The sequence below is a fragment of the uncultured Dysosmobacter sp. genome (assembly GCF_947631165.1).
GTDB lineage: Bacteria > Bacillota > Clostridia > Oscillospirales > Oscillospiraceae > Oscillibacter.
Window position 1 is genome coordinate 1 of record NZ_CANRKH010000023.1, and the last position, 11,827, is coordinate 11,827.

Below are 11,827 nucleotides of genomic sequence, written 5' to 3' on the forward strand. Positions count from 1 at the left end.
ACGCCCTTGCATACGATCCGCTGGTTTCTGGGATTGTCCGGGTCATCCAGATTGCTGATGATGGTGTGCCGCAGATCCGTGCCGGCGCTGATGGCGGCGCCCAGCTCCGAGGGGATATCGCTCTCCCGGTAAATGGCGTGTACGCCGTTGGCCTTGGCGTCCCGCAGGATCAGGGCCACATTGCCTGCGGATACTCGGGCCGCTACCGTTTGGGCGGCCTTCCGCAGGGAAAAAGAAAGTTCAGGAAGTCCCATTGTATGCTCCTCTCAATTACTGTCTTGCGCCGTGGCGCTCCCAGTATTTCCGTCACCAGTGAAAAGTCTTTCACTGGTTCCTCCTTTACGGTTGGCGTCAGTCCAATCGTTTTTCTCGACTGCGAGCCAGAAAGAGGGCCGGGCAAAGTCAACGGGCAGACATCCACATACACTGTCCGATCAGGCCATTTCTTCACCAGCCGGGCGTTGACGGCGTCCAGAATATCCAATACTTTCAACAAATCCCCCCTAAGAACATGGTCGAAAAGCGCGCTTCATGTAATACCTGCCCGGCAGTTATAGTTGTACATTTTTGTACACCAAACAGAAAATTAATTTTTTCAGGCTTTGCAAAACAGCATCTTCAATGCGCTTTGCCCCGGCCTCTGCCAGCCGGCAGCCTGGCCCTCCCGGATCACTCCGGGGGCTGCGTCTAAGGCGGCGGTCAGCTCTTTCAGACCGGTGATCTCAATGCTCTGCATCAGATGTCCTCCTGCCGCTCGATCACATACTCGTTTTTCCACTGGTCCAGGTCCAGGGCCTGCCGCACTGTGTAGGGCGCCCCGGTTCCAGGCTGGACCAGATCCCCCAACCGCAGGGCCACAGCCTTGGGCGTCACCAGGACCCGCCGCAGGGTCTCTGCCCTGTATATCTCATCCTGGGCGTTCTGCCGGTACAGTTCCGTCAGGATCCCGGGAAAGGTGAAGCTGGGCTGCTGCGAGGCAACAGGACGGTTCAACTCGTTTCGCTCAGTCCGGGCCTGGAGCCTCGCCGTCAGTGTCACCGGGTCACACAGGGCCGCCTTCAGTTCCAGCCGGTCCCGGTTCGGACTCAGGATTATAGAGGTCAGAAACAGGAATTGGCCGTTCCATCGCATTGCGTGGTGCAGATCCAGCCCCAGGCGGGGCCGCATAGTCACCGTGGCGCCGCGGGCACCGATGCCGACGGAGGAAAACAGGTTGTTTTTCACATCCAGTTCTATATCCGCCCAGCAGCGCCCGTTTTCTTCCCAGACAAAGCCGCCAACGGATGCATCCCCGGATATCCGCAGGATCTCCACCTTCTGCGTCAGCCGTGAGGAAAGATGGTCATGTTTCATCCACATCGTGGCCAAACAGGCTGTAGCCCCACTTGTAGGTGGCGTCCTTGTTCAGCAGATAGTTTCCATCGCCGTCCTTCAGCTTGCGGATGGCCGAACGGTAGCACGGCTCATGACCCAGATGTAGCCTGTCTGCAGCTTGTCGGGGATGCTCTCCTGCAGGTCGATCAGCTCGTCGGCGGCTGCGGTGCAGGTCTCTACCTTACCCAGAGCATGAGCCTGGTCGGCTGCGTCCAGGGTTGCGTCGATAGAGCGTACCTCGCCCAGGATGCCGGCATAAGTAGTCTGCTCCTCCTCGCTAAAAGCGCGGGTCTCCGTCTCGCAGGTCTGCACCATGCTCTCCAGCTGGCCCATCAGCTCCGCGCGGCGCTCACTCAGCTTCTTCAGGTTAAAAGGTCCCTTCATGTTCACATTCTCCTTTTCATCTTGTAGTTCTCAATGGTTTTACTGGCACAGGACATCACGCTCTCGTCCTCGGGCGTCTGGGTGGTCGTTTTGGCTTCCGTAGTCTGCTCTGTCTGGCGGATGTAATCAATCCCCTCCTCCAGTGGTTCATCAACACGGTATTCCACCAGAATATCACCGTCATCACGGGTCTCAACGCTGGTGGCAATGTTTGCTGGGGTCTTATCCAGCAGGGACACCTCCCGCAGCAGTTTGGTGGGCGGATGCAGGACAGAGGAGTGCTGCTTGACCTCCACGCATTCATATCCGACAGCCTCCAGCTTCTGGACCGTGGAGGTGGCGTTATAACGGTCGTAACCTATCTGCACGATCTCAACGCCGAACGTTTCTTACAGGCTCATAATCAGCCGCTCCACAAATCTGTAGTCGATGACCTCTTCACCCTCGGCAAAGCAGTTTCCGGCAGCGATCAGTCTCTTGTAGTCCACATCCTCTTTTTGACTTTTGATCTCCACCCGGTCCTTGGGAAGGATCCCCCAGACCTTGGCGCGGATCTTGCCGTTGTCCTCGGTCACCATGGAAACGGCGGTATTATCATCCGTCTGGGCCAGGTCCAGCCCCACATAGACACGGCGCCCCTTCCACCATGCCGGATCCTCCTCGATGCGGCACCGCTTGACCTTCTGGACGTCTCCACATAGCCCTCCACGCCCAGGCCCTTGTACATGATGTTGCAGTGCTTACAGAGGAAATTCTCCCGCTTATTCTCATAGAGGACAGCCATGGAGCGGAGATCCTTGATGGATTCAAAGGCCCCCTGGTTGTTGACTGCCACGGGATTGGCCTGATAGATAACCAGGTCATCCTTTTTCCACCGTTTTCAGAGCACGTCATCCGGCTCATACAGCAGGACGAATGCATTTTCCTTGTCCAGCACATCATCCAGCACTTTTTTTACGATGTCGATCTCATTGATCATCACATTTTCCATAACACGAAATTTGTGCAGACGGTGCTTGCACAATTTATATAACGTTTCTGAGCAAGAATTAAATTTGAGATTAAAACCGTAACCAAAAAAAGAAACCGCCTCTATTATGAAGCGGTTTTCTTGTCCTTTATGGCCTTATCCCTTGTCACCTTTACAGAAAGGAAGGGCCTTTTACAAAGTCTCTGTCCTGGTATGGTCATAAATCTTCATCAGCATCTTCAAATCGCTGTGTCAAAGCAGACGTGCCGTCATATGCGGGTCCATCCCCTGAGCAAACTGACAGGCACTATCGTACTGATCCTGTGTATATGACTGTTTGACTCTTCGAGTCTCATACTTAGGCTAACACTCTTTGTCATTGGAGCTCTGCTGCAAATCTAGTTATCCATAGCGGTTTCAAAGATCAATTTCAGGACGTTATACTCCCTATTGATCACTTCCGGCACATACTTCTTAGCGGTCTTATTGATATATTTTTAAATATGCAGGAGCTTATCCGAAAGTTTTAATAGCACTCTCCCCAATATGTGTTCAGTGGAAAATAATTCTGGTTTGCTCGAAATATCTACTATAAGTGCAATTAGAAGTTGAAAAAAATTTTCTGCCCCGAATATGTAAAATTCACTCGTGGAGTGATAAAAATTCTTTCACCTGTTCCACCACACAATGGCCGATGGCATTATCCGCTTCCATTGTTAGCCCTGCAATATGCGGAGTAAAAATGAAATTGTCGAACTCAATAAGTAGTGTTGTAAACGGAACATCTTTGGGTATACCGTCTAGCTGCATCTCAGCTGTCATAACATCCGCAGCACAGCCGCCCACGCGATGCTCACTAAGTGCTGCATACATGGCATCTTCATCTACAATGCCTCCCCGAGACATATTCAGTAACACACCCGTTGGTTTCATTTACGCGATACGGTCTGCCGTGAACATTTTTTTGTTTCTGGAGTCAGAGGAAGGTGAATCGTAATAAAATCTGCTTGAGCAATCATATCATCCAATTCCATCTTCCTCATGCCATATCCAGCAGCAGCTTCCGCTGTGACATAGGGGTCATAACAGAACACATTCATCTGAAAAGGTTCCGCCAACTCACGGAGCCGCCTGCCAATGCGGCCAAAGCCCACTAGGTCCAATATTTTACCAGTTACCTCGGTTCCATACCATTTGTACTTGTTAAAAACGTCGTTTAAACGAACATCATTGTATGCAGCAATCGTATGTCGAGATATTTCCAGCATTTTAGTCAAGCAAAGCTCTGCCACAGCATTGCTGTTCAGGCCAGCACAACGGGTTATCAGAACATTATTATGCAGGTACAATATCACTATATAATTCTGACAACACAATTTCGTGTGCCCGAGCGGTTTTCTGCCGCCCGGGCGTTTTTGTATTCTTACGGAGCCGCCTCGGGCCAACTTGGCCCGAAGTCCAGACCCGTTGCCGCTCCCTGCCGCCCTTCGTTTCGGCCACCCGACAGACCAAACACCGAAACGGAGGTACACAATGGAGGAAATCAATTTACGGGATTTTTACCCGTGGTATAAAGAGAATGTCATTATCGAAGTCGCAGAGGAAGTTGCGGAATAACTGCTGGCAGTCAATCCATTTTGAAAAGGAGGCTTCAATGGTACAATCCATCACTTATCAGAGCGAAACCAAGACCGTTCCTTTTCAGGGGAAAAGCATTGTGCTGGAAAATCTCACGCCGGTACTTTCCCCCAAGGAAAAGGAGAAGCGGAAAAAGGAGATTGAACGCTGTCTCTATGAAGTGTTCAGTAAGTACAAAAGGGCTGGAGATACCCCGGCCTGACCATCGACAACATTGCCCCTCGGGGCTATCAATGGTATCATATACTTGTAGGTTGGTAGCTCCATTTCCACAGGAAAGGAGCCCAACATGAATATCAGAGAAGATGTAATTTACGCAAGACAATCCGTAGACCGCAAGGACAGTATCAGCATTGAGAGCCAGATTGATTTCTGCAAATATGAGTTGAAAGGTGGTAGCTGTCGAATTTTCAAGGACAAGGGCTATTCGGGAAAGAACACCGACAGGCCCGAGTTCCAGGCGAGATCCGCAAAGGCAAGGTGCGCCGGGTAGTCGTTTACAAGCTGGACAGAATAAGCCGTTCTATTCTGGACTTTGCGAACATGATGGGGCTGTTTCAGGAATACGATGTGGAGTTTGTTTCCTCCACAGAGAAGTTTGATACCTCGACCCCCATGGGCCGGGCCATGCTGAATATCTGTATCGTATTCGCCCAGCTTGAACGGGAGACAATTCAAAAGCGTGTCACGGACGCTTATTACTCCCGGTGCCTGAAAGGCTTTCACATGAGCGGCCAAGCCCCCTATGGCTTCGACTTGGAGCCGACTGTGGTAGAGAATATCCGCACAAAAATGATGGTGGCTGACCCCATAGCCGCCGACCATGTACGGCTGATGTTTGAGATGTACGCCGAGCCGGAGACTTCTTTCGGGGACATTACCCGATACTTGGAGGAACAGGGTATCAAAGTGTATGGAAAATCTCTGACCCGCACTTACTTGTCCCAGCTACTCCGCAATCCTGTCTACGCACAGGCTGACTTGGAAATGTACGAGTTCTTCAAAAGCCAAGGTGCGGTAGTAGTCAATGCCGCCGCCGACTTTGCCGGGACAAACGGCTGTTATCTCTATCAGGGGCGGGATGTGAAAGAGGACAAGAACAAGAGCCTGAAAGACCAGATACTTGTGATAGCTCCCCATGAGGGCTTTGTACCGTCGGATGTGTGGCTTCGTTGCCCCGCAAGAAGCTGATGACGAACACCACCTTCCAGAATGGCCGCAAGGCCCGGAACACTTGGCTGGCCAGGAAAATCAAATGCGGGAAATGTGGGTACGCACTCAAAACGACCCACAATCCCTCTGGCTATGAATACCTGCGCTGTTCCAAGAGGGCCGACCACAAGGGCTGTCCTCCCAGCAGATTGAATTGCTGTCCGGGTATCTGGACGATTGGGAGCATATCAGTTTTGAGGACAAATGGAAAGCCGCTGACGGCCTGATTTCTTCAATCAGCGCAACCAGTAACTATGTAAAAATAGAGTGGAAAATATGACCCCTTTTCCACTCTGTCAAACCACTTGTTTCTTTATACCGCTTGTAGCCCCTTGTACACCGATGCTTTTGAATGTTGAGGTAGATAGTCAAGCAAAGGAAATCGTGTGGAATCAGTTGCTGCTGACATCGGTACAGGGAAATCTGGTCAACGGCAGAGGGAAAGAGCTTGTTGTCGACACACAGGGTATTTTGTTGCTGGACGTATTGAAATACGCAGATGTGCCCATACACACAGAAGTAACTGTCATTACAGAGGACGCGTATCGTGCTGTGGTGACCAGTCAAGAAGGTTTTGCTGAAGGGCAGGTCTATTGGGTTGTACAGGATGACGGCGGTGTTCAGCTGGTAGTGTTTGGTGACAGCAACAGCAAACGCAATGTCTCTGATGTGAAACAGCTGGTGGTATCATGATTCCTTTTTACAGCAAGCGCAATCAGGTCTATCCGGTTGTATGGAAAGGCCGTACTGCTGTGGAAAACATTTTGCATTTCTCGAGGGCTGGCAGCGTGAATCCGCTCTTTACACCATGCTTGCAGGAAAACTACCGCTGCCGGATGTCCTGGAAAAGTGCCCCGGTGTTCTGATGCTGGAATATTGCCCCTTTGTCACCATGTTGGATGTTCTGGAGCGACAGGAGAAAACAGGACCTGAGCGCGGGATCGTGTTGGCAGGAGGAGCCTCTCGCCGGATGGGACAGAGCAAAGCAGAACTTCCGCTTTTGGGCAGGTCCTTGTTGGAATGGCAGGTAGAAAAGTTTCGGGCTATGGGGATCGCGGACATTCTGCTCTCCGGAGAAAACTGCCCGGCAGGCGTGTGATTCCGGATAAGTTTCCAGATCGCGGACCACTGGGCGGCCTTCATGCCTGCCTGCGTGCGGCGAAACATGCCCAATGCCTTGTACTGAGCGTTGATGTACCGCTGGTACCATGCTCTGTCTTGTCGCATCTGTGCGGAACGCACACGGAAGATGTTATCGTATTGCGCCATGCTGGTAAAATAGAGCCATTGATTGGGATCTACGATAAATCGTTATGTGATGTTATCGCGCAGCTCATTTCCAACGGCGGTGTCTCCGTACAAAAGCTAGCTGATTGTACAGCTTGGACGTTCTTTGATTATGTCGGCCCCGAAGTGTTTTTACAGAACTGCAATACTCCGGAAGAATTTTTAAAAATTCAAGCCGTGGAGGCGCCGCTACTTAATGCGTGATAAGAGAAAAAGCAAGGAAATGGGGCTGTTGACAAAGTCTGTTTGGATAGCCGGGGTAGGGATTTTTGCGGCAGAGAAAACAAAAAACGTAGCCAATACTGGATGTCTTGGCGAGGCTTTTGTGATCTGTGACGGGCAAAGGCACATCCGGACGCCGAACAAGGATTTTGTCAACAGCCCCGAAATATCGGCAATTTCATCATTACGCAGACGCACGGTCTGTTGGCGTCGCCAGGGTGTCAAATACAGCCGCATATAAAAAGATCGTCCTCCCGGTGCGCAAGCACTGAGAGGACGATCTTTCATTTTGCGGAATACGGCATTTTTGCGGAGTCTGTTCGTAATACCGGAAGTGAACTTTGCACTTTACTTCTGCCCCGGCGTGAAAGCGGCTGCCGAAAAGAATCAGAGCCAATGGAAACGTCGAAGTGATCTGCGTGTCTCCTCCTCTGTATGCCTGTATCTTTTTCAGCGAAGCGATGGAAAGCTCATCCGCGCAGAGAGACCGGATAACTGAAAGGCCCGACTCGCTGTGCGGATCAAATCACGGCGCCACTTCGTTATGCAATTTGCATATTGCTTATGAAATCAAAAAAGACACGCCCCGCCGTTTCCATGTGATTTCGCAAAATGCTCCCTACTCAGTCTGCATCTCTGTCACGAAAATGGTTGATACTAAAATACAGCACCCTCAGTGGATAATGGACAAACGGCCCAGATCAACCCGGCAGGCATATTGTCCTTTATCCACAGAAGGCGCTGTTTCCTCGAAACCTTTAAGGTGTTTTAGCACTCTATCAAGGAATAAGATCACACCAGCGCCGTGATCCACTCATAGGCCCAAATCAACGCCGGCATAGTGACAACACTGCACAGCATCGTCACGACAGCCATAAAGCTGGCATAATCCGGATCCTTGTCAAACAGCTGCGCCATTTGACTGACGACGACGCCGATCGGCGCGCCCGCACCCAGTGTGCTGATCATAATGATTTGATGCGCACCGGGGAAGAGCGTGTCCAGCCGCAGCAGCAGGAAAATTGCCAGCATGAGGAGTGGATAGAGAATCAGCCGGTGCAATGTAACAGCCAGGACACGAAAGATCCGCTTAACGTCGATACTCTTGATCGTAGCAACGGAAATGCCGATGGACAGCATACTGGCGGCTCCCAGCGTGTCTCCAATGCCATCTAGTGCAAGTCCGATGTCTTCAGAAAATTGGATTTTCAGAAGGAACAGGATCAGGCCAACTGCCACAGCCAAAATATTCAGATTGCAGAATGCCTTCTTCAGGTCGATTTGCGGTTCCTCGCAGATCATGCTTTTGCCATGGGTCCACACGAAAATCTGAAGTACGCCCATATAGGCGCAGGAGTAGAACATCCACTCCTGGCCCATGGTGGCGGCGACCAGCGGCATCAGAAGATTCCCACTGTTGGAATAGATCATGGAAGCCCGCTCAACAGCGGTAAAATGATATAAGCCGCTGCCAAGTAAACGTGTGATAAAAATAAATACGACATGTGACAACACCGCCGCAAAAACAGCCAGCAGCAGCCCCTTGAGCCGTTCTGGAGTGTACTCCACCTGAAAGGCATAGAGGATGGCGCATGGCCGGATCACGCCCACGATCACCTGAGAAAAGCCCTTTCCGCAGGAAGCGGGCATGATGTGCGCCTTGACCGCCAGGAACCCGATCAAAAGCATGAGGAACATTTTCAAGATCTGATGGAAAAATGTAATGGTCAATTCTGGCATGGGATGAACTCTCTTTCTAAGGATGATCGTCCGGATTTTTATGATTCAAAATCAGCCGCGGTCATTTCATAAAGAGATCTACGACCTTGGAATCCAGCCCGTACATCTCCTGGCAGCGGTTGACCACTGTCTGGACATAAGCGGCATCATCCCGGTTCATCAGTGCTTCAATGATATTTTGATGGTGTGATTGCCGTTTCGTGGGTTCGCTGCTGTCATGGAAAGCCACTTGCAGCTGAAGCAGATGCAGGCGGGAATAGACCTCCTCCTGATACTTCATCAGCAGATAATTCTTTCCGATAGAAGTAACGTAGAGATGAAAATCCCGGTCCGCACTGATGCGGCCATACAAATCGTTGGACTGGTGGTATCTCTCGCATATATCCGCCAGATTGCGGAGGCGGGCAAATTCTGCATCACTGCCATAATAAATTGCCAAATGCCCCGAGAGAATGTCCTGGGACATACGGATCACACCAAGACTGGACGCCATTTCAGGGGTAAAATATGTGACCTCCGTATGGCGTTTGGGATAAATCGTGACCAATCCCTCATTGCTGAGCTTGCGCAGCGCCTCCCGCACAGGGGTCCGGCTGGTCTGTAAAATGCTGGCGATCTCATCCTCCAGGATCTTTTGACCAGGCTTTAACTGATTATGCATGATCTGGTTTTTTACATACTGATATACCTGCTCGCTTTTAGCGGGAGAGGAGCCTTTTTCCCTCTGTTCTGCCTGGGACTGTTGAAAAAAAGCCTGGGAAATAAGAATCGTTGTATCTATCATAATACTCAAACCCTTTCTGCCGGAAAAAAGGCCTGTGTGCTCCGGCATACTTATTTAATTTCTAAGAAAACTTGTACATATACCCCAAAGAGCATCCGAGCCATTTTTGAATACTACATTTAAAATCAGTGTTTATTAATAGCTAATCTAGCTTAATAGATATTTTTTGTATACATTTTAATTGTACCACACACAAGACTAAATGTCTAATGTCTTTTATAAAAACAATGTTTATATTAGTAACATATTGTTTTTATTATAGGCCGTTTTTTTGTAGTAAGATGTTCATGTTTTTGTGAATAAACACGGATAAAGAGGAAAATGCACAATATAAATCATCAATTTTGACGAAGTTTATAAAAATATGAAATTCACATGATAAAGCTTGACAGCAAGAAATCAATTAAATATAATGATCTTACTTCGAATACATAGAAAATAAATTGTATACAATATTATTTTAAGTATTCGAAGCACATGTGATATTGCTGTTGAGAGCCAGCAAATCACATGGAAATTTATAATTTGGAAAGGAATGGAACATCATGAAAAGAACGTTGGCTATGCTTTTGACCCTGCTGATGCTGCTGAGCCTGGCTGCCTGCGGCGGGCAGAAAGAACCCGCGAAAACCGAGGAGCCCGCGAAAACTGAAGAACCCGCGAAAACCGAGGAACCCGCTCCCGCGGCTTGGGCCCCCTCCGGCAACATTGACTTCGTGTGCCCCTATTCTGCAGGCGGCGGCTCTGATGTCTGCGCCCGCACCATTGCCACAGTCATGAAAGACGGCGGATACTGCGACGCCAATATCGTTGTCCAAAATCAGTCCGGCGCCAGCGGCCAGGTCGGAACCTCTTATGTCTATGGCAAGAAGGGCGACAATCAGTGCCTCATGACCTATGCCCCCGGCCAGCTGGGCGGTGCCATCGCCAATAACACCGAGTGCCAGTGGGATGCTGTGACTCAGATCTGCATCCTGGCCTTTGAGGAGCAAACTCTGGGCGTCCGCTCCGGTACCTTTGAGACTTTGGATGAGCTGATCGAGTATTCCAAGGCCAATCCCGGCAAGGTTGTCGTGGGCGGCACTTCCATCGGCAACGAGGACCATGTCTGCGCCCTGAAGCTGAATTCCGTCTGCGGTGCTGACATCACTTACGTCACCTATGATTCTGCCGGTGATATCATGACCGCGCTTCTGGGCGGCCACATCGATGCCGGTGTCTTCAATCCCTCCGAGTCTACCGCGCAGGTGAATGCCGGCGAAGTGAAAACGCTGTGCTCCTTCAGCGCCGATAACATCAACCACATCCCGGGTTTCGAGGATGTCCCCACTGCGAAGAGCCTGGGCTATGACATCGACTTTCGTATGTTCCGCGGCATTGCCGGCCCCCCTGAAATGAGCGAAGAGGCTGTGGCATATTGGGTCGACGTGTTCTCCAAGGTCGCCGAGGATCCCGCTTGGACTGAGGACTACCTGGCCGCCAAGGGCCTGATTCCCGCCTTCATGTATGGCGATGAGCTGAACACCTTCCTGCAGGATCAGTATGACACCTACTATGCCGTGCAGAAAGAGCTTGGCATCATCAAATAATGATTCAAAAGGCATAAAAGACCTCGTCTGATGATAATTGAGAAGAGCTGCGGAAACCACTTTCCGCAGCTCCTCTTGAAAGTGGAAAGGTAGAGACAGTCACATATCTCTCACTGTGAGAGGCGAGAATATGCGTTTATGAGATTTGAGGTACGAATATGGTCTTGATTGTAAATTTGGTTTTACTTGGCGTGGGCCTTTACTGGTGCATCACCGCCGTGACTACAATGCCTCTGTGGCAAGGGATATCCCTGGCAGGCGGTCTGCTGCCCGCAGTCGCCTCCGGAGTCATGGTCCTGCTGCTTATTTTTGAGTTGCTGGACATTTTAAAAAAGAATAAAATCAACAAGGAATATTTTGTGAATTCCTTTAAGGAAGTCAACTGGCAGGATATGATCCCTGTTGCGGTCGGTCTTGGCATCCTGGTCGGTATCAAGCTGATCGGCATGCTGCTGACCTTGACGCTTATGCTGTTCTGCTGGCTGAAATTTCTTTCCGGCTATTCGGTGAAAAAATCCGCCGTCGTGACGATTTGCGTGATGCTGTTCCTGTATGGCGTATTTAAGCTGTGGCTGAAACTGCCTCTGCCTCAGGGACTGTTGGGGTTGATTTAAGAAGGGCGGTACG

General features: G+C 50.3%; 16 protein-coding genes and 2 pseudogenes. 8 read left to right on the top strand and 10 right to left on the bottom strand.

The features are described 5' to 3' along the window. The 8 genes and pseudogenes from Q0Z69_RS11300 to Q0Z69_RS11335 all read right to left on the bottom strand — a co-directional run. Positions 1–254 (bottom strand): annotated as a pseudogene (locus Q0Z69_RS11300) (hypothetical protein); the annotation flags it as partial. Between the two features lie 341 nt (positions 255–595). Next, a complete protein-coding gene (locus tag Q0Z69_RS11305; RefSeq protein WP_298033481.1) occupies positions 596–736 on the bottom strand; it encodes a hypothetical protein in 141 nt (46 codons plus the stop codon). After that, positions 736–1,353: a hypothetical protein gene (locus Q0Z69_RS11310; RefSeq protein WP_298033484.1), complete on the bottom strand. Its 618-nt coding sequence runs from the start codon at positions 1,351–1,353 to the stop codon at positions 736–738. Before Q0Z69_RS11310 ends, Q0Z69_RS11305 begins: the two co-directional genes overlap by 1 nt. A gap of 78 nt (positions 1,354–1,431) precedes the next feature. Continuing rightward, on the bottom strand, positions 1,432–1,758 hold the full coding sequence (locus tag Q0Z69_RS11315) for a hypothetical protein (protein ID WP_298033487.1): 327 nt from the start codon (positions 1,756–1,758) through the stop codon (positions 1,432–1,434). A gap of 2 nt (positions 1,759–1,760) precedes the next feature. Next, on the bottom strand, positions 1,761–2,126 hold the full coding sequence (locus tag Q0Z69_RS11320) for a hypothetical protein (protein ID WP_298033489.1): 366 nt from the start codon (positions 2,124–2,126) through the stop codon (positions 1,761–1,763). Between the two features lie 21 nt (positions 2,127–2,147). Beyond that, complete coding sequence (locus tag Q0Z69_RS11325) at positions 2,148–2,381, bottom strand: hypothetical protein (protein ID WP_298033492.1); 234 nt, start codon at positions 2,379–2,381, stop codon at positions 2,148–2,150. Positions 2,382–3,370: 989 nt separating this feature from the next. Continuing rightward, on the bottom strand, positions 3,371–3,646 hold the full coding sequence (locus Q0Z69_RS11330; protein ID WP_298033494.1) for an NAD(P)-dependent oxidoreductase: 276 nt from the start codon (positions 3,644–3,646) through the stop codon (positions 3,371–3,373). 11 nt (positions 3,647–3,657) lie between these two features. Next, complete coding sequence (locus Q0Z69_RS11335) at positions 3,658–3,996, bottom strand: NAD(P)-dependent oxidoreductase (RefSeq protein ID WP_298033569.1); 339 nt, start codon at positions 3,994–3,996, stop codon at positions 3,658–3,660. A gap of 386 nt (positions 3,997–4,382) precedes the next feature. Here Q0Z69_RS11335 and Q0Z69_RS11340 point away from each other — a divergent pair, with 386 nt between their 5' ends. From Q0Z69_RS11340 to Q0Z69_RS11360, 6 genes and pseudogenes are all read left to right on the top strand, one after another. Beyond that, positions 4,383–4,568 carry a hypothetical protein gene (locus Q0Z69_RS11340; RefSeq protein ID WP_298033496.1) on the top strand — a complete coding sequence of 62 codons (186 nt, stop codon included), beginning with the start codon at positions 4,383–4,385 and terminating at the stop codon, positions 4,566–4,568. Between the two features lie 87 nt (positions 4,569–4,655). Continuing rightward, a pseudogene (locus tag Q0Z69_RS11345) lies at positions 4,656–5,858 on the top strand (recombinase family protein). Between the two features lie 104 nt (positions 5,859–5,962). After that, positions 5,963–6,271 (top strand): hypothetical protein, encoded by a 309-nt coding sequence (locus Q0Z69_RS11350; RefSeq protein WP_298033498.1) that lies wholly within the window; start codon positions 5,963–5,965, stop codon positions 6,269–6,271. A 40-nt stretch (positions 6,272–6,311) separates the two neighbouring features. After that, on the top strand, positions 6,312–6,677 hold the full coding sequence (locus Q0Z69_RS16900; protein WP_367272307.1) for a molybdenum cofactor guanylyltransferase: 366 nt from the start codon (positions 6,312–6,314) through the stop codon (positions 6,675–6,677). Further along, complete coding sequence (locus tag Q0Z69_RS11355; protein WP_367272308.1) at positions 6,674–7,069, top strand: molybdenum cofactor guanylyltransferase; 396 nt, start codon at positions 6,674–6,676, stop codon at positions 7,067–7,069. Before Q0Z69_RS16900 ends, Q0Z69_RS11355 begins: the two co-directional genes overlap by 4 nt. Continuing rightward, positions 7,062–7,328 (top strand): hypothetical protein, encoded by a 267-nt coding sequence (locus tag Q0Z69_RS11360; protein WP_298033500.1) that lies wholly within the window; start codon positions 7,062–7,064, stop codon positions 7,326–7,328. The genes Q0Z69_RS11355 and Q0Z69_RS11360 overlap by 8 nt, the downstream gene beginning before the upstream one ends. Before the next feature lie 551 nt (positions 7,329–7,879). Here the strand turns inward: Q0Z69_RS11360 and Q0Z69_RS11365 are convergent. Continuing rightward, on the bottom strand, positions 7,880–8,827 hold the full coding sequence (locus tag Q0Z69_RS11365) for an AEC family transporter (protein WP_298033502.1): 948 nt from the start codon (positions 8,825–8,827) through the stop codon (positions 7,880–7,882). Between the two features lie 61 nt (positions 8,828–8,888). Beyond that, the gene (locus Q0Z69_RS11370; protein ID WP_367272309.1) at positions 8,889–9,659 is read right to left on the bottom strand and encodes a GntR family transcriptional regulator; all 771 of its coding nucleotides are present in this window, start codon (positions 9,657–9,659) and stop codon (positions 8,889–8,891) included. A 497-nt stretch (positions 9,660–10,156) separates the two neighbouring features. Here Q0Z69_RS11370 and Q0Z69_RS11375 point away from each other — a divergent pair, with 497 nt between their 5' ends. After that, positions 10,157–11,200: a tripartite tricarboxylate transporter substrate binding protein gene (locus Q0Z69_RS11375; RefSeq protein WP_298033505.1), complete on the top strand. Its 1,044-nt coding sequence runs from the start codon at positions 10,157–10,159 to the stop codon at positions 11,198–11,200. A gap of 158 nt (positions 11,201–11,358) precedes the next feature. After that, entirely contained in the window at positions 11,359–11,814 is a 456-nt protein-coding gene (locus Q0Z69_RS11380; protein ID WP_298033506.1) for a tripartite tricarboxylate transporter TctB family protein, read from the top strand. Positions 11,815–11,827: the final 13 nt, after the last annotated feature.